The organism is Clostridium sp. UBA2485, assembly GCF_002341865.1.
In the GTDB taxonomy this organism is placed as follows: domain Bacteria; phylum Bacillota; class Clostridia; order Clostridiales; family Clostridiaceae; genus Clostridium_J.
Genome location: NZ_DDOV01000071.1, coordinates 40,922 through 63,348 on the forward strand (window position 1 = coordinate 40,922; position 22,427 = coordinate 63,348).

The 22,427-nt window shown below is 30.6% G+C and carries 23 protein-coding genes and 2 riboswitches; of the genes, 3 read left to right on the forward strand and 20 right to left on the reverse strand.

Features of this window, described 5'->3' with window-relative positions:
- Positions 1-2 precede the first annotated feature (2 nt).
- The 10 genes from ribD to B3603_RS14295 all read right to left on the reverse strand — a co-directional run bounded on the left by ribD (position 3) and on the right by B3603_RS14295 (position 7,778).
- A complete protein-coding gene (gene ribD, locus B3603_RS14250) occupies positions 3-1,070 on the reverse strand; it encodes a bifunctional diaminohydroxyphosphoribosylaminopyrimidine deaminase/5-amino-6-(5-phosphoribosylamino)uracil reductase RibD (RefSeq protein WP_291566149.1) in 1,068 nt (355 codons plus the stop codon).
- Positions 1,071-1,272: 202 nt separating this feature from the next.
- Positions 1,273-1,420: riboswitch (FMN riboswitch) on the reverse strand.
- Between the two features lie 159 nt (positions 1,421-1,579).
- Positions 1,580-2,074, reverse strand: coding sequence for a hypothetical protein (locus B3603_RS14255; protein ID WP_291566069.1), 495 nt, complete (start codon positions 2,072-2,074; stop codon positions 1,580-1,582).
- Positions 2,075-2,278: 204 nt separating this feature from the next.
- Positions 2,279-2,926 (reverse strand): ABC transporter permease, encoded by a 648-nt coding sequence (locus tag B3603_RS14260; RefSeq protein WP_291566071.1) that lies wholly within the window; start codon positions 2,924-2,926, stop codon positions 2,279-2,281.
- Positions 2,853-4,106: an ABC transporter permease gene (locus tag B3603_RS14265; RefSeq protein WP_291566073.1), complete on the reverse strand. Its 1,254-nt coding sequence runs from the start codon at positions 4,104-4,106 to the stop codon at positions 2,853-2,855. Before B3603_RS14265 ends, B3603_RS14260 begins: the two co-directional genes overlap by 74 nt.
- On the reverse strand, positions 4,103-4,969 hold the full coding sequence (locus B3603_RS14270; protein WP_291566074.1) for an ABC transporter ATP-binding protein: 867 nt from the start codon (positions 4,967-4,969) through the stop codon (positions 4,103-4,105). The genes B3603_RS14265 and B3603_RS14270 overlap by 4 nt, the downstream gene beginning before the upstream one ends.
- Entirely contained in the window at positions 4,950-5,240 is a 291-nt protein-coding gene (locus B3603_RS14275) for a hypothetical protein (RefSeq protein ID WP_291566076.1), read from the reverse strand. The genes B3603_RS14270 and B3603_RS14275 overlap by 20 nt, the downstream gene beginning before the upstream one ends.
- Positions 5,230-5,793, reverse strand: a complete 564-nt coding sequence (locus tag B3603_RS14280) for an RNA polymerase sigma factor (protein WP_291566078.1) — start codon at positions 5,791-5,793, stop codon at positions 5,230-5,232. Before B3603_RS14280 ends, B3603_RS14275 begins: the two co-directional genes overlap by 11 nt.
- A 407-nt stretch (positions 5,794-6,200) precedes the next feature.
- Positions 6,201-6,770 (reverse strand): NAD(P)H-dependent oxidoreductase, encoded by a 570-nt coding sequence (locus B3603_RS14285; protein WP_291566080.1) that lies wholly within the window; start codon positions 6,768-6,770, stop codon positions 6,201-6,203.
- A gap of 23 nt (positions 6,771-6,793) precedes the next feature.
- Complete coding sequence (locus tag B3603_RS14290; protein WP_291566081.1) at positions 6,794-7,351, reverse strand: flavodoxin family protein; 558 nt, start codon at positions 7,349-7,351, stop codon at positions 6,794-6,796.
- A 100-nt stretch (positions 7,352-7,451) separates the two neighbouring features.
- Positions 7,452-7,778, reverse strand: coding sequence for an ArsR/SmtB family transcription factor (locus B3603_RS14295; RefSeq protein ID WP_291566083.1), 327 nt, complete (start codon positions 7,776-7,778; stop codon positions 7,452-7,454).
- A 172-nt stretch (positions 7,779-7,950) separates the two neighbouring features.
- A riboswitch (Lysine riboswitch) is annotated at positions 7,951-8,107 on the forward strand.
- A 167-nt stretch (positions 8,108-8,274) separates the two neighbouring features.
- Between B3603_RS14295 and B3603_RS14300 the strand changes: the two genes are divergently transcribed.
- Positions 8,275-9,666, forward strand: coding sequence for an APC family permease (locus B3603_RS14300; RefSeq protein ID WP_291566085.1), 1,392 nt, complete (start codon positions 8,275-8,277; stop codon positions 9,664-9,666).
- A gap of 4 nt (positions 9,667-9,670) precedes the next feature.
- Positions 9,671-11,275, forward strand: a complete 1,605-nt coding sequence (locus tag B3603_RS14305; RefSeq protein ID WP_291566087.1) for an amidohydrolase — start codon at positions 9,671-9,673, stop codon at positions 11,273-11,275.
- Positions 11,276-11,417: 142 nt separating this feature from the next.
- Here B3603_RS14305 and B3603_RS14310 read toward each other — a convergent pair whose 3' ends face one another.
- The 7 genes from B3603_RS14310 to B3603_RS14340 form a co-directional block, all read right to left on the reverse strand.
- Positions 11,418-12,125 carry a DNA alkylation repair protein gene (locus tag B3603_RS14310; protein WP_291566089.1) on the reverse strand — a complete coding sequence of 236 codons (708 nt, stop codon included), beginning with the start codon at positions 12,123-12,125 and terminating at the stop codon, positions 11,418-11,420.
- Between the two features lie 438 nt (positions 12,126-12,563).
- A complete protein-coding gene (locus tag B3603_RS14315) occupies positions 12,564-14,309 on the reverse strand; it encodes an ABC transporter ATP-binding protein (protein ID WP_291566091.1) in 1,746 nt (581 codons plus the stop codon).
- A 1-nt stretch (position 14,310) separates the two neighbouring features.
- Positions 14,311-16,101, reverse strand: a complete 1,791-nt coding sequence (locus B3603_RS14320) for an ABC transporter ATP-binding protein (RefSeq protein ID WP_291566093.1) — start codon at positions 16,099-16,101, stop codon at positions 14,311-14,313.
- 332 nt (positions 16,102-16,433) lie between these two features.
- The gene (locus tag B3603_RS14325) at positions 16,434-17,393 is read right to left on the reverse strand and encodes a helix-turn-helix transcriptional regulator (RefSeq protein ID WP_291566095.1); all 960 of its coding nucleotides are present in this window, start codon (positions 17,391-17,393) and stop codon (positions 16,434-16,436) included.
- A gap of 115 nt (positions 17,394-17,508) precedes the next feature.
- Positions 17,509-18,027 (reverse strand): GNAT family N-acetyltransferase, encoded by a 519-nt coding sequence (locus B3603_RS14330; protein ID WP_291566097.1) that lies wholly within the window; start codon positions 18,025-18,027, stop codon positions 17,509-17,511.
- Positions 18,028-18,074: 47 nt separating this feature from the next.
- Positions 18,075-18,731 carry a class I SAM-dependent methyltransferase gene (locus B3603_RS14335; protein ID WP_291566099.1) on the reverse strand — a complete coding sequence of 219 codons (657 nt, stop codon included), beginning with the start codon at positions 18,729-18,731 and terminating at the stop codon, positions 18,075-18,077.
- 91 nt (positions 18,732-18,822) lie between these two features.
- On the reverse strand, positions 18,823-19,344 hold the full coding sequence (locus tag B3603_RS14340; protein WP_291566101.1) for a GNAT family N-acetyltransferase: 522 nt from the start codon (positions 19,342-19,344) through the stop codon (positions 18,823-18,825).
- A gap of 222 nt (positions 19,345-19,566) precedes the next feature.
- Here B3603_RS14340 and B3603_RS14345 point away from each other — a divergent pair, with 222 nt between their 5' ends.
- On the forward strand, positions 19,567-20,328 hold the full coding sequence (locus B3603_RS14345) for a kanamycin nucleotidyltransferase C-terminal domain-containing protein (RefSeq protein WP_291566102.1): 762 nt from the start codon (positions 19,567-19,569) through the stop codon (positions 20,326-20,328).
- Positions 20,329-20,636: 308 nt separating this feature from the next.
- Here B3603_RS14345 and B3603_RS14350 read toward each other — a convergent pair whose 3' ends face one another.
- From B3603_RS14350 to B3603_RS14360, 3 genes are all read right to left on the reverse strand, one after another.
- A complete protein-coding gene (locus tag B3603_RS14350; protein ID WP_291566104.1) occupies positions 20,637-20,885 on the reverse strand; it encodes a hypothetical protein in 249 nt (82 codons plus the stop codon).
- Between the two features lie 278 nt (positions 20,886-21,163).
- Positions 21,164-21,523, reverse strand: coding sequence for a metal-dependent transcriptional regulator (locus B3603_RS14355; protein ID WP_291566106.1), 360 nt, complete (start codon positions 21,521-21,523; stop codon positions 21,164-21,166).
- Between the two features lie 285 nt (positions 21,524-21,808).
- Positions 21,809-22,414 carry an MptD family putative ECF transporter S component gene (locus tag B3603_RS14360; protein ID WP_291566108.1) on the reverse strand — a complete coding sequence of 202 codons (606 nt, stop codon included), beginning with the start codon at positions 22,412-22,414 and terminating at the stop codon, positions 21,809-21,811.
- Positions 22,415-22,427 lie beyond the last annotated feature (13 nt).

Consider the following 22,427-nt stretch of genomic DNA (forward strand, 5'->3'; position numbering starts at 1 on the left):
TTTCAACTCCTCAAATATCCTTCTATGCAGAAATCATTTTCAAACTTTGCTATTGTGGTATCTTCTAGTTGAAAAGCATCACTCATCTGTTTCCGCCCCTTACCTTCAATAGGCGTAAGGGCTTCTTTTCCTCCAATTATCTTAGGCGCTATGTAAACATATGCCTTTTTTATAATTCCTGCCTCTAGAGCTGCCTCGTTTAAGGTTCCTCCCCCTTCAAGCAAAATGCTATCGACGCCTTTTTCACCAAGCCTTTCCATGAGCTTCTTTAAATTAATTCTTTCATCATCTTGAAATTCCATAAGAGTTACCCCTGCCTTGCTAAGCTTATACTTTTTTTCTTCATCTCCTTTGCAGAAAGCAATTATTGTCTCAATTTCATGAGATGATTTTACAATTTTGCTCTCTAGTGGAATTCTTAAGTTTGAATCACATATGATTCGAATAGGATTTACTCCATGGTCTATTCTGCAGTCTAACATTGGATCGTCTGCTAATACTGTTCCTATTCCTACCATAATTCCTGTGTATTTTTTTCGTAGATAATGCACATGTCCTCTAGTATCTTCTCCTGTTATCCATTTGGAATTCCCTGTACAAGATGCAATCTTTCCATCTAAGGTCATTGCGTATTTTAATACGACAAAAGGTTCTTTCGTGGAAATGTAATGAAAGAATACTTCATTTAGTTTCCTACATTCCTCTTCCAATACTCCCATTGTTACTTCAATGCCATGTTCTCTTAAAAATTCAATTCCTTTTCCACCAACTAGAGGATTAGGATCAGTACAACCTACAATCACCCTCTTTATTCCATGTTCCACAATGGCTTCCGTACAGGGTGGTGTCTTCCCATGGTGACAGCATGGTTCCAAAGTCACATACAGTTCTGCCCCTTTCGTGTCTTCTATGCAGCTTAAAAATGCATTTCTCTCTGCATGAAGACCACCGTATTTCATATGCCATCCCTCACCTATGATACGTCCATCCTTTACGATGACGCATCCTACCATTGGATTTGGAGATGTATATCCAGTCCCCAGTTTTGCAAGTTCTAAAGCTCTTGCCATATAATTTTCATCCAAGCAATCCTCTCCTTTTTACTTCAGGCAATAGTTAGGAGAATTTTTCTTTATTTTAAAACACAAAAAGCCCTGAATATAAAAATATTCAGGGCATAAAATTCGATAGCTAATTAAATTTAAATTGCATAATAAAAACATCCGCAAAATAAATATAACGACTGCATCAAAATAAGTAGAGATATTCTCTCTGCTTCTTCTCCCATCCAGACTTTACTGTCGGCTTTGGAATTGCCAGATAATCAATTATCAGCTTCACCAAATCAGCAGTCCATGTACATGAACCGCTCGCGGGCTTTACCGCCGGTAGGGAATTTCACCCTGCCCTGAAGAACTTATTTTCTTATTAACTTTTACATTATTTAATATAACATTAAAAAAATACTTTGTACAGTACTTTTCTTAATTTTCTGAAAGAGAAATTTCCTCTCAATTATTAAAGTAAGTAGCAGTTATACTAAAAAATTTTTATTACTACTAAAGAATTATTAAATTAATTACTCAAAAAAACCTTTATGAGAAATCTTTATATCATTATTTGCATTTATTTTTATATTTAAATTGCCACTTGCATTTTTTCCAACAATTCTAATAATATATTTCCCACTTTTAGGTGTAGTAAAATTTATATCTCCACCTTCATTTGATTCATCTTTTTTAGCTATTATATTATAATCTGAATCTAACACTACAATATAAAACTTACCTTTGTTAATTTTTGTATTATCATTTATAGTTATTTTATTATCTTTGTCTGAAGTAAACTCTATTATTGACCATTTACCTGTAAATCTATCAAACTCAAAGCTTTTTCCATCTTCAGTGTCTTTTTCATTTTTCGTAGAATAAACACTTTTTTTTGCTTCTTCACTTGATAGATAGCTATCTGAACTAATATAAAGTGAGCTATTTTTATATAACATACTCCCTATTAGTAAGATTAATATTATAAATGTTACACAAATATTTATTGACCTACTTCTCTTTTTCATTCCATTTTTCCTCCATTTTTATGTTATCAAACTATAAATAAGTTATTGTTATATATAATGCTACTGGATAAATATATATAATATACTTATATTATCCAATACTTATTGTATATAATATTACATATACTTTCAATGTATGAAAATTATAATAATAAAAATATACCCCTTTGAATTAAGGGGTATATTTTTATATATTAATATTATTTAACTTAGCTTTCTTTTTAACCATTTAGTAACAATCGCTATTAAAATTAAAACAATACTACCGCCCAGCAGCCAATGTTTTTCATCAAAACTGCCATTCTTCATAGACAATATATAAAAATTGCCTACATACTTATTTTTTGTCGCCATATTTAAAATTAGATAACCAATAGAAGCCATATAACCAAGTATAGTACTACCTGATATAGCAGATGAGCAAAGCCCAACACTTCCTAAAAATACAGCAGATAAAAAAGCCCCTAACATATATTTTATAAGTGGAAAATCACAGCCCTTATACTTTAGTATCAATGTAAAAGAACCTACTAAAACAAAAATAATTACTAAGTTTAGAATTATTCTAACTGCGTAAGGTATAAATTGTGACATTGGTTTTGATTCCACTATTTCATCAATTTCTCTTTCTTCCTCAGGAGCAAATATTGGCACAAGAAGTATGATGCCAATGATAGCCACATAGTTTTCGAGACAAATTGCACTGGACACTGCATTAAGGTTTGATGTTCCTTGAATGAAGGGCAGAGCAAATAAAAATACAACTGAAAATGCTAAATTAGCTAGTGTACTTAACTTTAGATTTATTTTTATTAAAGCTAAACCATTTTCCCATTTTTCTCCTAATGTCAAGCTTCCCCCTCCTTTTCTGTTCATATATAAATACAGTTACTATAACTATTAGAAGTGCAAGCCCTGCTATTACAAGTCGATTTGTCATAATTTTACTAAAATTTTCTACAATCAACATACCCTTGCCACGATTATTGTGACGAATAAACAATCCTAAAAGTGGATAGTCACCTGTAAGTTGTATATTGTTTATGCTGAAAAACCATATAAATAACTCTACTGCAATAGCCATTGGTGTATCTGTCAGTGTAGTTAGAAACATTCCTATAGCTGTAACAATCATAAGTGTAGGCAATATCCACCACACTATATATTTTACAAAGGCAAATAAATCAATACTCAAATTCTCACTTTTTGCAAAGGACATAAAAGTTATAGTTTCTTTAATTCCTAATATTATAATTGGCAACATCATCATAAAAACAAGTGAAAAATACCGTGATAAACCAAGCTTTAAGGAAGAAGTTTCCCTAAAATAAACAAGCTCCTCCATTTTACTACGTCTATCCTTAATTGATGTAAATACCACTACAAATATAGGAAATATCCCCATAACAATGCCCATATAGTCACAGAATAATCGTGCATATCCGTTGGTTAATTTATCATTTTGTATCATATATTCATGTTCTTCAACTGCTTCCTCATAGGTAACAGGTATACGAGTAAACCTACCGATAAAATCTTCTCCATAGGCAGAGCCTCCTCCTAAAAGCTTATCAATACTTGCCATTAACTCCTTAAATCTCTCGAGTGTTATATCTTCACTAACTGGTAAAGAAGCGGAATTAGTATTCTCCCATAGTAAGTTTAATTCTTCTATAGTTTTCCCAGTTATCTCTTCCAAAAAAAGTTCTATTTTTTTTGTTTCACTATCGTCTAACTTAACAATTTTATAAAATCCCAGTGGATAAGCCACATATGAATTTTCTTTATATTCACGATATAAGTTATCTACTGTCTTTGGTATCATTTCCTTTGACGGTATAGACTCTTTTTCACCATAAGGAGCATAATGTGTTTCCATATCTATTTTAGGTGGTGGAGAAAGTAATGTTTTTAAATCCTCCGAAGTAGTAATTCCCATTTGTGAAATATAAAATAATACTGCAACTACAATAAAAATATAATATATATATGTTTTCAATATATTTCTGCACTCTTTAAAAAATAAACTCATTTTGATTGTCCTCCCATCAGTAGCATATAACCATCTTCAATGGTAGAGTCGCATGGTATAGCAGTATCAAAAGGCTTACTATCTGCTAGAATTCTAAGAGTGACATTGCTACCTTGTGAAAGCATAGAGGTTATCATATGTTTATCTTTAATATTATTTAAATCCTTTTGTGGTACAGTAATTGTATAAACTTTACCACTTGCAAACTCAGCAAGTTTTCCAGTTGTGCCTTTGTAAATAACTTTGCCATTATTTAAAACTGCAATATTTTCGCAAGTTGCTTCAATATCTCCTACAATATGAGTAGAGAGTATAACAATTCGATCCTTTGCAATTTCACAAAGTAAATTTCTAAAACGTATCCGTTCCTCAGGATCAAGCCCTGCTGTTGGCTCATCAACAATTAAAATCTTAGGTGCATGCATAATGGCTTGAGCAATTCCCAGTCGTCGTTTCATACCTCCAGATAGTGCCTTTACTCGTACCTTTTGACAATCATATAAATTAACCTTATCGAGTAGCTTTAAGATAATTTTTTTCCGTTGCTGTTTTGGTATTTCAGACAGTACACCTAAATAATCCATAGCTTCATATACTGTCATATTAGGATACATAGAGAAATCTTGTGGTAAATATCCTACCATTTTACGAATATCTTTTGTATTTTCAATAGGAATACCACATATCGTTACACTTCCTTCATTTTTAATTAGAAGTGTGGTAAGTATGCGCATTAATGTGGTTTTTCCTGCACCATTTCTACCAAGTAGTCCAAACATACCACTTGGTATTTCAAGATTTATATTATCAAGTACTGTTTTTGTGCCAAACTTTTTAGTAAGATTAGATATCATAATTTCCATAAGTTTTATCCTCCAATGTATTAGTTGATAAATATTCAATAATAAATGCAATAGACAATACCCCAATGGTTAGAGGATATATTGAATCAACAACAAATTGTGGGCACAATATAACAAATAAAAAAGCTATTATAGTGAAAATTGCAGTGCCTATGGCTTTCATAGTAAGCCTACGATTAATGGCTTTTACACGAGTTTTTTCAAGTTCTTCATACTCTAAAATATTGACTTTGCACCACATACCATTTAAAAATTCTCGTTCACTTTTCATTTTGCATATCCCCCTCAGCATATTTTTGAAGTTTGTTTCTTGCCCTATACAGGATGATTTTTATTTGTGGTAATGACTTGTCCATAATTTCTGCAATTTCCTTGTAGCTAAATCCATAAATCTCGTAAAGACAAAATGCAGTACGGTAATCAACCTTTAGACTATTAAGTAGATTTGCTGAATATTTTAACCTTTCTTGCTGTTCTATTAACTCATATAAGGTTGGTTCTGTACTTACTAAGTTTACATCTTCTAGACTTACAATATTAGAATCTTTATTTTTGCGTATAAAATCTATACACTTGTTTCTTACCACTGCAAACAGAAATGTTTTAAATGTATTTTTAGCCTTGTATCTATGACGATTTATGTATATAGCTGCAAAACTTTCTTGTACAATATCTTCTGCCATATATGCATCTGTCAAAAAGCTAAATGCAAAGCCAATTGCTTTTTCCCTATGTCTTAGAACAAGTTGTTCAAAAGCTTTTGTATCACCATTTTTAGTTTGCTCCATTAGCATGTTGTCATCACAAATATAAATCACCACCATTCAATAAAAAAGTTAATCCCTAACTCTTCCTTCATAAGCTTACACGAAAAAAACTTGAAGAAGTTACACTTAAATTAAAAATGATGAAATTAATTTAAAACAAATTAATTTTTTTAGATATTTACTAAAAAAAACAGTAAAGATTTCAATTTAAAATCCCTGCTGACTTATATATTCAACTTATTATTTAATTCTATATTCAACTTCAGTTCCATTTAACAAACTTACAATCCTCTTAAAATATACGTCTATATTACATTCCTAAATTTCCATCTCACTCTTCTAACAAATAGTTTATCTTCATTTTTTCCATATAAAGTAAAAGAACTATAAAATAAAAACCTTGCAAGATAACTACGTATTCGCAAAGTTTTTACTTATTATTTCATCATGAATATATACAATACTTAAATGTCAATCGCCAACTTTTGTAAAAATTTCTCTCTCTTCACTTGAGCACCCTTAGAGACATCCCCACAATGAATCCACTTGGCATTTTTAATTCCAACACCTTTTAGTGTAGCATTGATAAATGTTTTCTGAATCATATTACCAGCAAAATATTTTACATACCAACGTTGAGCTTGACCTGTTGTTATCACTTTCGCAGATTTAATATGGGTTAATTTACCCTTTAAACCTGTACTTGATTCTGTATATGAGAAATTTTTCAACATAACTTTATCAATGAAACCTTTAAGGATAGCAGGAGTATTGTACCACCAAAGGGGAAATAGAAAAATAATTTCATCTGTTTTTTTTAGCATATTTTGATATTTTGTTACCAAAGGGTCCTTATGTTGTCCTTTTGAATACAAAGCCAATTCCTCTTCAGTCATAACAGGGTTAAAGTTATCTTTATTTAAGTCAATTATCTGGTATTCCTTTTTCTTTTTTTCTAAAGCAGTTGTTATCGTATCCAGTATAGCCTTATTAAAACTTCCGTGCCATGGATGAGAAAATATAATTGTTACCATCTTGAATCACCTCTCAATAAATATTATAAATATTTTAAAATGTCTGCTCCCAATGCATAGGCAGCCTTTTTATATTGATCATTTTCATAAACCTGCACTTCATATGTGCTTACATTAAGGTTTTGTATAAACTCCATACCAAGATAATTGGAAAGCATATCGATGGATTTAACGATGTTTTGAACCCCTGCATTGGCTTCATTGATATCACCATAGGTAGTTAATAATACAATTTTTTTATTTAATAAAATATTATGATCTACTGCATATAACCGATCTAAAAAAGTTTTTAACTGTCCACTCATATTAAAAACATAGACAGGAGTGGCAAAAACCAAAACATCTGCTTTTTCTACACTTTTATAAATATCCTGCATATCATCCTTTAATACACATTGACTTTGACTACTTTTTTGACAGGTGTTGCAACCTGTACAATATTGTATATTTTTTGACTGGAGATAAATTGTTTCTATTTGGGCTGATGGTGTTAAATCTTCTACACCTTTTAAATACTCTTTTAATAAAATAGCTGTATTTCCTTGCTTTCGTGGACTTGCTAAAACAGATAATATATTCATATTTATTCTTTCCTTTCAATTAATTCGGTGAATGAATACTCTTATGCACATACATGCATATTATGATGTTTTTAAAAAGGCATACCTGCCTTTTTAAATTTTACTGCTGCATTAATTTTTTTAAATTGATTGCTGTTAACTCAAATTTTTCAAGAATATATTTATCGTTCAATTCATAAAAAACACTTCTATTTTCTTTTGTTTTATTAACTATTCCATATCTATGCATTAATTCTAAATGTCTTGAAATAACTGAACGGTCCTGTGTAAAATTTTCAGAAATATCTTTGATATTCTTAATGCCGTTAACAGCAAGATATTTCATAATATCACATCGTACTGGATCAAATAAAGTCTTAAAAAATTCAAAATCAATACTTTCTTCTATTTCTTTGGCGCAGTCTAAAATTAAATCATTTTCATTCATATATATCACCTAATTAAGATTATATATGCACATTCATGCACATGTCAATAATAATTTATAAATATTATTATGAACCGTCCCTTAAATATATATAATCATATAGAGTTGACAAGATGTAAATATCATGTTACGATATCAAAAATTAAAATTTCATAAAAATCCTCATCCTTAAGGGTGGGGTAGAGGCGCGATTGCTAATATTAACTATACCGAGGTCGGAAACCTATGACATATAGTGAAAGGAGCCGTCGCCGANNGTCTGTATTTAATAGGTACAGGACTGTCATCATCGTATTTGCTCGATACTTTGATGTTGCGCTATCTCACATTGAGCCAGAAAGGAGAGAGGAATGTCTTTAGCTTTGCTATACGCATATATGCACCTGACAGACCTGTTAGGTGTTTTTATTTTTACTATTAATTTTAATTTTTTTACAATATTGTAAATTTAATGAACGCATATTGTGATTAATTGCTTAAAAAGGAGGATGAATATATGACTAATAATTCAAATGATTTAGCTCAAGTAAAGAATTCAGGTTTTAAAAAAGAAATTAGTCTGTTTGGTGGGGTCAGTATTTTAGGAGGTATAATGGTAGGATCAGGGATTTTTTATCTAGGCTCATATGTATTAATGAGAACTGGAATGAGTCCTGGCTTGGCTTTATTAAGCTGGATTTTGGGAGGCTTAGTTTCCTTATTAGGTGGTATTTGTTATGCTGAGCTAGGTGCTTCAGATCCTCGTGCTGGTGGACTAGCTGTATATTTAAGTGAAGCCTATTCACCTATGGTTGGTTTTTTAGGTGGTTTTAATAGTTGGTTAATCGCTGGTCCTGGCTCTATTGCTGCCATAGCAATTGCACTACCAAGTGCTTTAACCATTATTATGCCTCTTGAAGAATGGACGATTAAAATTCTTGCTATCTTTTTAATCATAGCATTGACCATTGTAAATTATTTCGGTGTTAAATTTGGTTCTAAACTGCAAAATCTATCTATGATTGCAAAATTAATTCCTATCGGAATCATAATGATCTTAGGACTTTTATTTGGAAAAGTATCACCTGATTTAAGCCTAGTTCCCAAGACAGCAGATGCAAGCTTTGGCTCAATTATTAGTATGATAGCCTTTGCTGTAGTAGCAAGCTTGTGGGCATACGAAGGCTGGACTAATTTAAATACCGTAGCTGAAGAAGTAAAAAATCCTAAGAAAAATTTACCCCTTGCTATCATTATTTCTATCCTTTCCATAACAGCACTGTATACATTATTTAATTATTCTATATATAAGGTTATACCTATTGATGAAATTGAAAGTTTAATATCTAATAATCAATATTATTTAGGAACTTATGCAGCAGAAAAATTGCTAGGAAACACTGGTAGTATTTTAGTTGTAATAGGAATGGTAGTTGCTATGTTTGGAGCTTTAAATGGTTGTATCTTAGCCTTCCCAAGAATGTATTATGCAATGAGTGAACAAGGTCATTTCTTTGAAAGTTTTAGAAAATTGCATCCTGTACACAAAGTGCCCTATGCTCCTTTAATAGTACAATGTGTAATATCTGTGATACTGGTATTACTTAGAAACTTAAATCAATTAACTTCTTTAGTTGTATTCTCTGGAATGATGTTTAATACTTTAGGTGTATACGCAGTTATGATTTACAGGAAAAAACGTCCTAATGTAGAAAGACCTTATAAAGTAATTGGCTATCCTATTACAGTAATCTTAACAACTCTTATCTTCGTAGGATTAATGATAAATACCTTTATTGAAGATCCTCAAACCTCAATTATTGGTTTATTGGTGCCAGCCATTGGTACATTATTTTACTTCTATTTTGATAGAAAAAATAAAACTTTACAAGAAAATATAAGGGGATGATATTTTGAAAACAATTTTACAAAACTGCAAAATCTATGTTGAAAAAAATAATTTTCAGGAAGCAATCTTTATTGAGAATGGTGTTATTCAGCAAGTTGGTACCAATGAGGAAATCTTAAAAAACAATGCTGATAATATCATAGACCTTCAGGGAAAAACCGTTTTACCAGGTTTTAACGACAGCCATCTTCATATTTCACATATGGGAGATGCTCTGAGTTCATGTAATTTAACATCTGCCAAATCAATTGATGAAATCATTCAATTGGGTAAAAAATTCATTGAAGAAAATAAAGATATAAGGGTTTTAAATGGTAGAGGATGGAATCAAGATTATTTCACTTCTGGTGAAAAACGTCTATTAAATCGCTTTGATTTAGATAAAATATCTACAGAAATTCCAATTGTCTTTGATAGAGTATGTGGACATGTTTCAGTAGGAAATACTAAGACCTTAGAAGTACTAGGTGTAGATGAAAACACTATTGTAGATGGCGGCGTAATTGAAGTTGGAAATGACGGAAAACCAAATGGTATATTCAACGAAAATGCGGTCCGTGTTATTCAATCGGTCATCCCCAAAAAGGATGATAAAGAGAAAGAGAATGAATTTATAAAAGCTGCAAATTATGCTTTAAGTGTTGGAATCACCTCTATTCAATCATGTGATGTCATGAGTAATAATTTTAAAACAATGTTCAATATAATTCATAATATCTATGATAATAAAAAATTGAAATTGAGATATAGTCACCAATATAATTTTCAAAATATAAATGATTTCAAAGCTTATCTTGAAACTGAGCATAAGACAGGACAATATGATGAAAATTTTTTATCAAAAGGTGCACTAAAACTATTTAAAGATGGCTCCTTAGGTGCTAGGACTGCTTTAATGTTAAAGGATTATGAGGATGCTCCCGGCACTAGAGGTGTAGCAGCATTAAGCGATGAACAGTTACAAGATTTATGCGACTTAGCAACAGAACATGGAATTACTGTAGTAACCCATGCAATTGGTGATGGTGCCATAGAAAGTGTTATTAATGCCTATGAAAAAACTATGAAGAATGAGAAAAATCCTCTTCGTCACGGCATTGTTCATTGTCAAATCACAAGTCAGGAACAATTAAAGAGAATTGCTAAATTGAATATCCCTGTTATGTACCAACCTATTTTCTTAGACTACGATATTAAAATTGTAGAGGCACGTGTTGGAAAGAAATTATCAAGTACTTCTTATGCTTTTAATACTTTATATAAATTGGGAGCTCCAATAAGTTTAGGAACAGATTCTCCAGTAGAAGACTGTAGCCCATTCCCAAATATTTATTGTGCAGTAACAAGACTAACATTAGATGGTAATCCAGTGGGAGGTTTTTATCCAAATGAAAGGATGTATCTTGAAGATGTTATTGATGCCTACACAATTGGTAGTGCTTTTAATGAGTTTAAAGAAGATTTTAAAGGAAGATTAAAACCAGGTTATGTTGCTGATTTAATCGTATTGGATAGGGACATATTCACCATAGATGAATTTGAAATCAAAGACATTAAGGTTGAAAAGACCATGATAGATGGAGAATTTGTATATGAGAAACAGGATTAAAAGTTAAGTTAAATTAGATCTATAAATTATAATATAAAATACCCTAGTAGGTAGTTCACCTGCTAGGGTTCACATATAAAAAACTACTTTAAAGATAAGAGTTCCACAAAATTCATTAATAGAAGTAATTTTCTATTTTTTTCTAACGTCCTAAGTTTTTAATCTTAATGCCTATTTTCCCTTTTTCCGCATATTTTTTTAAATATTCTGCTACTGTCTGAGTATTACAGCTATTTTTAGCTATAACAGGGTCAATTTTTCCAATTCTTTCAGCAATTTCTAATGCAAATTCATGTAGTGGCTTTATATAAATACCTGCCATTATTACAAAATTATTCATAGAATTTTGTAATCGAATTTTTTCATTATGTATATTATTTGCTATTTTATTTAAAATGTTTTTAACCTCTTCTAAATCTATTTCATTATCATCTAATATAGTAAATAAAGTACAATAAATGGCATAGCCTGCACATACTATTAGTTCCTCACTACTATTGAGCCACTTTCGTGCAATTTCAAATCCAAAGGGGGTTTTTGCTGCGACTACAGCCACACAGCGGTCACTAAGCATATCCCAATTAGCAGCTTTTATCCATTCATCCATTTGCTCAATAGAAACTTCTTTAGGATCTTCTATGAGTCCAGCAAGGTACATTGCATCACTATTGCCAGTGTTATACAATTCTAAGGCTAAATTATGATTAGTCTTAATTTTCTTTTTTAGCAATTTTAAATCACCAAGCTTTACGCCATATAGAGGTTCTTTTGCCCCATGGCTTAAATAGATTTTTTTGGTTTGTTCATTGCCATGCTCTTTTAAATATATCATTACTTCATCTTTAGTCATTTTATTCTCACCCTACCTTTTCTTAATTTTTTATTTCAATTTTACCTAATTTGCTTTTTTTCTTCTTTTTCTTTATTAAAATTTTTATTGATTCTAGGGAATAATCTATACCAGCTCTGCTAAATTTAATAGGTAGAATAATCAATTGCTGTAGCATCTCTAAATACTACCATATTCATATTTTTATCAATTAACATTTTCTAAAGTTTGTTATAGATAAATACCCTCTTAACCTTTCCCGCATTCCTCTAATGCATGTAACAACTATTAATTATTGTACATCCTAAAGTTTATCTTAAATAATTATACCTTTCTTAATATAATGTAACAATATTTTCAGTATGCATTTATGAACTTGTATTATATTTATGTATAAAAGTTTATAAGAGAAGCTGCAATAGCTCCTCTTATTTTTGTATTTATGCAGTACAAATATTTTTAAATACTCCATCCTTCTGCTGTCTTTCTTATATCTAAAAATCTTTTATAAACACCTTTTTGATTTATTAATTCTTTATGAGTTCCTCTCTGTACAATTTGCCCCTCATCCACTACAAGTATTTGATCTGCGTTTTCAATAGTAGCAAGACGATGTGCAATTATTATAATGGTTTTTCCATGTACTAAAGTACTAATAGCCTTCTGTATTGCATGTTCATTTTCTGGATCTATGCTGGCAGTTGCCTCATCTAGAATAACAATAGGAGCATTTTTTAACATTGCTCTAGCTATAGATATCCGTTGTTTTTCCCCTCCAGAAAGAGTGGAACCACCGTCGCCAATCACTGTTTCATATCCATTAGGAAGACTCATAATGAAGTCATGACAGCAAGCTTTTTTAGCTGTCTCCACTACCTCTTCAAAGGTTGCCTCTGGTTTTCCAAATCGAATATTATTAAGTACAGTATCATGAAATAAATATACCTTTTGAAATACCATACTGATGTTTTTGAGAAGGCTATCACAAGTCATTTCTCTTACATTGATACCTCCTACTGATACACTTCCTTTATCAACGTCATAGAATCTAGCAATTAGATTACATATAGTTGATTTTCCACTTCCTGAAGGACCAACAATTGCTGTAGTAGTATTTTCTGGCATAGTGAATGATATATTCTTTAATATTTCTCGCTTTTCATATGCAAAGGTAACATCTTTAAATTGAATATCATATGCGGATAATTCCATATCCTTGCTGTTTTTATCAATAAATTCTGCATTTTCTATACTATCTAATTTATCTAATGTGGCATCAATAATTTCTAATACATGAGCTGCATTATTTATAGCTTCAATATGTCCAAAGATGACAAAAGAGAAAATAGCCATCATAAGCATGGTAGGGATATCTATAGCTCCATTTGTCGCCATTATTGCTGATGCAAGAACAATGCCAACAGATGCTGCCTTAAGAGCGAATAAATGGAGACAGTTATAAGGAACATAATTCTTTTCAATTTTCATATTTATATCTTTACTCATCTTGTAGGCATTGTTAATACCTTCTATGGAAACTCCATCACGTTTAAATGCCTTAACTACAGGCATTCCTCTGATATACTCAATAGTAGCTGTAATCATGCTATCTTGTGCCTTTTGATGTATCGGTGCATTTTCACTACTCTTATTACCAAGTAATTTTAAGAATAGTGCAGATAACAATATACCTACTACTGCAATCAGAGCAATCCATAAATTATAAAATGCCAGACAAAACACCATTGTAAATGCACTAATATATCCGTTTACTACAACATCAATCATCTTCATTCCGTACATCTCAATAAAAGACAAATCTGTTGTTACTGCTGAAGCAATTTCTCCAGCACTCTTTTTGCTAAAAAAGCCCAAAGATACTCTTTTTAATATGTCACCAATTTTAATTCTTTGTTCTGTTGCTACTTCATGTCCAATACTTTCTTGAGTAGATGCACGAAGATAAGCAAACAAAAATCTACCCATCACAGTAAAAATCATAAATCCTAACATATAGAATACCCAATCTATTGTTAGCTTGCTATTCCCCTGCATGTCCTCTATAATTAGATTCAATCCATATGCAGCTCCCATAATTGGCATGGCTGTAAACATAGTATTAAAGAAGGAGTATATAAACCCTATATATAAACGCTTTTTTCGCTGTCCAGACCACTCAATAATTCTTTTTATTGATTTAAACATCTTACTTCACTACTCCTTTCTCATTGTTAGCTGCCCATTTCTTTGCACCAATATGAGCCTCCCACATTCCCTTATAAAGTTCACACTCCTTAAGAAGTTCGTCATGAGTACCTGTATTTATAATACATCCTTTTTTCATAACGATAATTTTATCTGCATTTTTGATGGTAGACAATCTATGAGCAATCACTAATAAGGTTTTACCTTTGGTAAGGGCACCAATAGATTTTTGAAGTTTATCTTCATTTTCCGGGTCAGTAAAAGCTGTTGCTTCATCCATGATAACAATAGGTGCATTTTTTAATATAGCTCTTGCTATAGCAATTCTTTGTTTTTCTCCCCCAGATAATTTTCCTCCTGCCTCTCCAGCATTGGTATCATATCCCTTATCAAGATTTTGAATAAACTCATCACAACAAGCTGCTTTTGCCGCATTAATTACTTCCTTATCTGATACCTTAGGATTACCAAGTCGTATATTCTCCATAATTGAACAGTTAAACAAGAAATTATCCTGAGTTACAAAACTCACTGTATCAGCAAGTTGTGACAGTGGAATTTTTTTTATATTAATACCTCCAATTTTCACTTCTCCACTACTCACATCCCAAAACCTTGCAATCAATCTTGCAACAGTGGACTTTCCTCCTCCTGAAGGACCAACCAGTGCTGTAAAGTTTCCTTGTGGAAGTTTTAAATTAATATTATTAAGCACATCATTTTCTTCACTATTTAAATTATCATTTTTATCAGTATCATAGGAAAAAGATACATTTTTTAGCTCAATATCATATTGATGAAGGGTTACTGGTTCTAATGAATTTTCAAGTTCTTTCAAATTTAAAAATTCATATGCATCCTTTACAGCATATTCTATAGCTTTAATCTCATTTACAAATACAGTAAAACTAGTCAATGGTGCTACAATTCCCAAGGACAATATTAAACACATTGTAAGGTCCGCTGGACTTAAAGAGCCATTGATATAAAGATACATACCAATGGGCATAGTACCAAGTAGAGTTGATGGTAAAACTGATCCACCAAAATTCATAAGTTTCCAAGTACTTTCAAACCAGTTTAGTGTATATGTTTTAAAAGATTGTACTGCTTTTTCAGATTTTTCATAAGAGGATGAAGACCGATTAAATGCCTTAATAACTTCAATTCCCTCTACATATTCTACAACCACGCTATTTACATAGTTGCTGGACTCCATGTAATCCGCATACTGTTTATTGAATGTCTTCATCATAAATGCATAAGCTACAACTGCAATTGGTACTGTAATCAATGCTGCAAGTGCCATGCGCCAGTCTATCATAATAATGTAGATAAACACCCCTATAGGCAAAAGTAGATTAGAGATTCCTTCTGGAATCAGATGAGCTAATGGAAGCTCAATAGTTTCAACACGATCTACAATAACATTCTTAAGCTTTCCTACTGGCTGATTCAGCACAGTACCAAGCGGGGCTTTCATTAATCTATCAGCAATCTTAAGCCGCATATTTTCTAATATGGTATATGCAGAAAAATGAGCTAACATAGTGGATATGGCATAGAAACTAAGCTTCACAACATACCCTGCAAGACATATTCCCGACCAAAATAATATACTCTTTATTGTTTGACTTCCATCGAAAAATGAAACTATGATTTGATAAACTCCTACATAAGGTACAATTCCACCCGCAACACTGATTATGGCACATATTACTGAAAAGATCATTTTCACCCTGCACTCTGATGCAAAAGCCAAAACTGTTCCTAACCAATTTTTTTCTTTCATTTTACACTCTCACCTCTCACAGATTTTTTAGTTTTAAAGACTATACCTTTTTCTTGTCTTTCTATTGCAGTATGAATGCATAGATTAAATCTAAAAGTTCTATGTCTATATAATTAGTCTTTTAAAACAATTATAGGGATTAGTTATAACTAACTAATCCCTATTTTAATCATTCATAAATATGCCTGCCACTCCACAAAGGTTAAACATGCTCCAATTGGACATTAGAGTTAGGATACCCTAACTCTAATGTCCAATAAAAGCGCCTTTCGGCACTTATGAACATATATATGGTAATATTATAAGAAGATAAAAGAAGAAGACCACTCCATTTATACAAAAGTTTTTCTATATTCAGAAGGTGAAATATTCATAAGTTTTTTAAATGCAGAGGCAAATTTACTTGAATTCTCGTAACCAACCTTCCCTGCAATGGTAGTAATACTTTCATTGGTTTCACGGAGCATTAACGCCGCTATTTGCATGCGATAAGATCGCATATATGCAGACATTGATGTGCCATAAACGCCTTTGAAGCAATTCTTCATAGAAGTAAGTGGTATATCAAATTGGGTGGACAATTTCTCTAAGGTAATATTCTTTTCTATATTATCAGTCATATATTCCATAATTAATTTTACTTTTTCCACTTGCTTTTTAGAAAAATATGGTCGTTCTTCAGCTTTTTCCGATACATCTACTACTGTTAAAAACAGTAGTAGCTCTAAAACCTTAATCTTAAAATAATTTATACGAATTTTATCAGGCACAGTATAGAGTTCGGAAAAGATATGTTGAATGGAGTTCTTTGCACGCATAATAAAAGGCAATTTTCCTAAACAAAATTTGCTATATAATTCTTGTAGATCAATGGAAAGACTGCCAAAAATATTTGATAATGTTTTCGATGCTTCCTCAATATATATTGCCACTGTAATTCCATGATAATGTTTTAGAGGAAGTCCAAATCCTATAGCATGATGATTTCTTGAATTAATTTGTAAATCTCCCTCCTGCAAATACATATATAAGCCGCCCTTAAGTTCCCATTCGATACGACCCTCTCGACAATGATCAATTCCTATCATCTTAACTTTAGGTAAAAACTCTGAGAAACAATTTTGCATGTGAAAATCATTATACATCAAATCAATGCCAGGAAACACATTATAGCAGGTCATGGTACCTTCTCCAGTGATGTCTTCCATTTTATATATAGTACAATCTTCATCTTTTTTTATTACAGTAATATTATTACCAAAAAAAGCTTTTTCTTCCGATAATCTATCCAATTTGACCCATCTCCATTTCTATCTTAATGAGAAACCTAATAATAGAAAGCTTAAAAGTATAAAATCTTGTGCCTCCTAAAGTTTATCTTAAATAATTATACCTCTATAAACATTATCATTTAATCCATTCCTCTTTTAAAATCCCCATAATAATTTTATCATGAAAGCTACCATCTCTATAAAATGCTTGTCTCATAATACCTTCTGTTTTGAAATTAGCTTTAGTATAAGCTTTAAGTGCTCCTACATTTTTTTCGGAAGCAGTAAGCATTATTCTATTAAGACCTAAATCTTCAAATCCATATTTAACAATTTCTTTTGTTACAAATGTACCAACACCTTTTCCATGGTAAGATTTATCTCCAATAAATATAAAATATTCACCAGATAAATTTATTTCACTGATTTGAACTATACCGGCATATCCAATTAGCTTTTCATTAGAGTTATCTACAATAGCTTGATTACAAGATGATTTATCTAATAAAAGTTTATCAAACCAATTTGATATTTCATCATTGCTTTTCATTTTTTGAAATGTAGATAAAGAATATCTTATTACCTCCTTATCTTTTATCCAAGAAAAGAAATATTCTTTATCAGATGGCTGTAAATCTCTTAATTTAATATCCATACAACATCTCTCCTATCGGTATTTTTAAATATTTATTTAAATATCATCTATTTCTTACGTGCATTTATATAATAATATTTAGAATCTTGCTTTTTACCATTTAAATAACAATAATCTATATGACGTATTTTTTCTATATCAAAATTGTGGAATAAATTTAAAATATCTTGCCGATTTGCATAAAAGTGTGGTACATCTTTTTCTGGGCCATCTTCTTTATTTATTACTGTATTTTCATCTATTTTAGGGAATCCAGCTTTAGCAAAATCCCAAGCTTCCTTAGAACACATTGATGTATATATTGCTCCACCTTGTCTTAGCACTCGTTCTATTTCACTTATAACCTTTTTTGCACCTAATGTATCTGTATGTGAAATAACATGATATGCAAATACACAATCAAAAGAATCGTCGGCATAAGGTAAGGCATTCATATCTCCAACTCTAATATCAATATTTAAACTTTCTTTTTCAGCCCATTCTTTTAGGTTGTTCATCCCGTAATCTGATAAATCTATAGCTGATACGCTAAAACCTTGTTTTGCAAAAAATATAGAATGTCGTCCTAATCCAGCACCTAAATCTAAAATATTTTTAAAATCTAATTCTAACCATTTATTAGACAGATAATAACTATCTTCAGTTGGCTTTAACCAAGGTGACTGATTTACTTTTTCCCATTCCCATCCTTTTGAATTTACCATTTCTATCTCCTCAATTATTTAGATTTTTATTATATACATTAATAAGATTACACTTATTTAAGCATCCTATAAATTTTTAATATTCAACCTTTTAATCTAATATTTTTTCAAAACTTACACTATCACACCACTTTCCATTTTGATAAATACACTGATTGCTTCTCCCTGTAAATTGAAAGCCATTTTTAATTAAGACAATTTGTGAACCTATGTTGTCAGGTGATGTCCCTGCTTCTATTCTGTGAAGCTTGTACCTATTAATTGCTTCATTTAAAACAAGACCTACCGCCTTAGTTGCATAGCCCTTACCAATGTGTTCTTTACCTATTCTATACCCCAATTCAGCTTTATTGAAGCTTCCCCTTACTATAGATACTAGATTTATTCTTCCAATAATCCTATTACAATCATCCTTTATCAAGTACATATATAGAAGATCCTTTTCTTGTTCATCAATAATATTCTTTAATATACTTTTAAAATTATCATAGTTGTAATAACTATCTCCTCTAGATAGAACCATAGTTTCAAAAAACTCTCTATTTTCACATTCAAATTTAAAGAGTTCTTCTCCATCGAATTCTTTAAGTAAATCTATAGATATATTTAACATAATTCCCTCCCAAATAGTACGTTAAATTTATTTCATATAAACTTTCAATAATTATACCATTTATTTCATAGATATTACATTATTTTGTAATACTTAGCTAAATCCCATATACTATATTATTTTGTCAGAAGTATAACAATATATGAAATCTTTCTTTTCCTATTGAATTTAAAATGATAAAATTAAGTAAAATTGTTAATATATTTAAGGAGGTAGAAGTCAATGCTTTCATATCCTGCTTCAACTTCTAGGGATGAGAAATTAGAAATTATTAATCTTATAAAAAATAAATTACTATCTATTTATAAAACAGATATAATCGCTATTGGAGTTTATGGTTCCTTAGCCTTAGGAAATGATGGGCCATTTTCAGATATTGAAATGCACGTTGTAACTAAAGATGGAATTAAAATAAAAAGTTACGAATTTATTTATAAAAAATTCAAGATTGAGATTAATACAAAGCAAAAAAATGAATTTTTAAATGAAGCCATGATGGTTGATGACTCTTGGGCAATACGGGTAGGTATGTTCATAAACATTTTATCCATTTATGACCCAAATAATTTTTTTAATGACGTAAGAAAACTTCCTTTTCATGTTCCAGACGCGGCTATCAAAGAAACAATGAGAGAATTTATGATTTGGGAGCCTTATGAAACAATGGCTAAAATAAGAAATAATTACAATTGCAAAAATTTTAATTACCTACCTCTTGGTGCCAAAGATCTGATTTGGCAAACCTCAAAACTTATTGGACTTGCTAATAAGCAATATTATAGTACAAGAGCAAGAACCTTCGAAGAATCTTTAAAAATGAACAGTAAACCTTCTGGATACGAAGAATTGGTTTTTTGTGTAATGGATGGGAAGTTGAATGATAAAGAATATATTTATAAGCTCTGTGAAGGTCTATGGCTTGGCCTAAATGATTGGTATGCAGAACTCGGAATTGATTATAAAGTTACCAAACTTCCCTTTTAGATTTTATTGAATAACAAAATTTTACTTTAACAGCAAAAGAGCTTAATTATTTAGCTAAGCTCTTTTCTTAATTAAAACTAGCTCAAATTTTTTGAAGAAAAATAAAAATACTATAAAATTCATTTCTGAATAATACAGTATTTAAGAAATTTAGAATATAATAGTACAAGGTGTTATACCTATAATTTCTCTATAATCTCAATGAATAATTATTTTTTCTATATTTTAATATAATATCATCCTTACTATTTTCTAAAAAGATATCTAGATAAATAATTTGAGAATAGCAAAATTCTTCTATCTGCTTTTCAACATTTCTCTTTTGTAATAATCGTGATTATATCTATTTTTCCGTTATTTATTACTATATAACTTTCACACATATCAATGATATATTCAGAAAAATCTTGGAAAAAGGCAAATATAGCTCTTCTTATAATTCTGTTATTATTTTGTCTATATTCACTTAAACAAGCTTTTAAATCTTCTAATGCAGATGTAGCACATTTATACTTTTCTAAAAACTTTTCTTTTTTATATTTATAATATAGACTCATCGTTAGTACCTCCAANNCTCCAAAGTAAGTATACTGTTCATCAATTTTAAGTTTCTTTTCAAAATCTCTATTATTTCTTGCATATTTTAGTAGATAGTGATGAAAGTCATGCCAGAAATCATAATCAATTATATATACTTCTTTACTCACTATTTATCTTTAGAGTTAAAGATTATATATATGCGATATTTTTTCTATGATATAAATTTTATACATTAAGTTCAAGAAAACATAATATAATGGAAAAAACAAATTGCATTCACAATTTGTTTTTCATACTATTTTTTTAAAAACTTCTTAATTCCTTGAAAAGTTTCATCACTGATTATATGTTCAACCCTACAGGCATCTTTCTCAGCTATTTCTTCACATACATTTGCTGTTTGAACAAAGAATTCAGTCAATATCTGATGACGTTCATATATACTTTCTGCTTTCTCACGGCCCATCTCAGTCAAAGTTATATATCCTTTACTATCTACATTAATATATTTTGATTTTTTTAACAATCCCACTGCATGGCTTACGCTTGGTTTGCTAAAACTAAGTGCTTTTGCAATGTCAATGGATCTTACTCTACCGTTGTTGTTTTCTAATATTAAAATTGTTTCTAAATAATTTTCTCCTGATTCATACATTGCTACCCTCCATAATATAAAATATAATATTATATTGCTAGTGAACATATTTTTCCACTAGTTAGTGATTGTATTCACTATAATATAACACTTAGGTAGTTTTTTCAATGAATTCAGTTTTTTCTCTTATATGCCTATAGTAGCTAAAAGCTAAGAAAAAAACTTAAACAATTGTTATAGACAAATGCCTAAAGTTACTAAATATTATATGCATGTATTACAGAATCATCTAATATTTTTTCTTATCTAAAATCCATATTAAATATAAGTTTCTTCAATTATTTCTTATACAATTCCTGCTTTTTCAAAATGCTTATGAAGAAGTTTTTTGCCCCATAAGCTTCCTACATATGCAGCAATAATTGTTATAATGCTTAAGATAATCATAGTTTGAACATTTACTATATTTAAACATCTTTTTAATATTTCTATGGACTGTGAACCCTTTGCGGATTCTTGAGCAATATATGCCTCCTTCATAAAAACAAAAGGAATATATTCTCCTAGAGCAAATCCAAGCATATATGTAGCAAAACCTGTAGCTGCTGCTAAGAATTTTTTTCTGCCCATAATGCTAAATATAACTTCTCCAAGTACTCCTCCAAAGAAAGTACAAATCCCCATAACACCACCAGGTGCCATAGTTAAAAAGCATAGTCCAAGAAGTGTGCCACTTATAACAAATATTCCAGTCATATCAGCTTTTGCAATCATAAGCATAAAGATAATCCCCCCAACAAGTGCCAAAATAATTGGCAGTACTACTAAAATTGGTGGAAACAGACCTATAGTAAATCCTAAAAGAAAAAATATTGCAATTATCAAGGCATTAAATATCCCAATTGTTATCAGCTTTCTTACAGCATTATTGTTATCTTTCTTTTTAGCCATAATAACATCTCCT

Excerpts from the sequence above, each read along its gene's own strand:
- B3603_RS14340 (WP_291566101.1), bottom strand. The coding sequence starts at position 19,344 with ATGTTAAATATATCTATAGATTTACTTAAAGAATTCGATGGAGAAGAA.
- B3603_RS14360 (WP_291566108.1), bottom strand. The coding sequence starts at position 22,414 with ATGGCTAAAAAGAAAGATAACAATAATGCTGTAAGAAAGCTGATAACA.
- B3603_RS14290 (WP_291566081.1), bottom strand. The coding sequence starts at position 7,351 with ATGAATATATTATCTGTTTTAGCAAGTCCACGAAAGCAAGGAAATACA.
- B3603_RS14335 (WP_291566099.1), bottom strand. The coding sequence starts at position 18,731 with ATGGTAAATTCAAAAGGATGGGAATGGGAAAAAGTAAATCAGTCACCT.
- B3603_RS14255 (WP_291566069.1), bottom strand. The coding sequence starts at position 2,074 with ATGAAAAAGAGAAGTAGGTCAATAAATATTTGTGTAACATTTATAATA.
- B3603_RS14345 (WP_291566102.1), top strand. The coding sequence starts at position 19,567 with ATGCTTTCATATCCTGCTTCAACTTCTAGGGATGAGAAATTAGAAATT.
- B3603_RS14270 (WP_291566074.1), bottom strand. The coding sequence starts at position 4,969 with ATGGAAATTATGATATCTAATCTTACTAAAAAGTTTGGCACAAAAACA.
- B3603_RS14330 (WP_291566097.1), bottom strand. The coding sequence starts at position 18,027 with ATGGATATTAAATTAAGAGATTTACAGCCATCTGATAAAGAATATTTC.
- B3603_RS14295 (WP_291566083.1), bottom strand. The coding sequence starts at position 7,778 with ATGAATGAAAATGATTTAATTTTAGACTGCGCCAAAGAAATAGAAGAA.
- B3603_RS14310 (WP_291566089.1), bottom strand. The coding sequence starts at position 12,125 with ATGACTAAAGATGAAGTAATGATATATTTAAAAGAGCATGGCAATGAA.
- B3603_RS14320 (WP_291566093.1), bottom strand. The coding sequence starts at position 16,101 with ATGAAAGAAAAAAATTGGTTAGGAACAGTTTTGGCTTTTGCATCAGAG.
- B3603_RS14300 (WP_291566085.1), top strand. The coding sequence starts at position 8,275 with ATGACTAATAATTCAAATGATTTAGCTCAAGTAAAGAATTCAGGTTTT.
- B3603_RS14350 (WP_291566104.1), bottom strand. The coding sequence starts at position 20,885 with ATGAGTCTATATTATAAATATAAAAAAGAAAAGTTTTTAGAAAAGTAT.
- B3603_RS14275 (WP_291566076.1), bottom strand. The coding sequence starts at position 5,240 with ATGAAAAGTGAACGAGAATTTTTAAATGGTATGTGGTGCAAAGTCAAT.
- B3603_RS14355 (WP_291566106.1), bottom strand. The coding sequence starts at position 21,523 with ATGTATGAATCAGGAGAAAATTATTTAGAAACAATTTTAATATTAGAA.
- B3603_RS14280 (WP_291566078.1), bottom strand. The coding sequence starts at position 5,793 with ATGGTGGTGATTTATATTTGTGATGACAACATGCTAATGGAGCAAACT.
- ribD (WP_291566149.1), bottom strand. The coding sequence starts at position 1,070 with ATGGCAAGAGCTTTAGAACTTGCAAAACTGGGGACTGGATATACATCT.
- B3603_RS14315 (WP_291566091.1), bottom strand. The coding sequence starts at position 14,309 with ATGTTTAAATCAATAAAAAGAATTATTGAGTGGTCTGGACAGCGAAAA.
- B3603_RS14265 (WP_291566073.1), bottom strand. The coding sequence starts at position 4,106 with ATGAGTTTATTTTTTAAAGAGTGCAGAAATATATTGAAAACATATATA.
- B3603_RS14285 (WP_291566080.1), bottom strand. The coding sequence starts at position 6,770 with ATGGTAACAATTATATTTTCTCATCCATGGCACGGAAGTTTTAATAAG.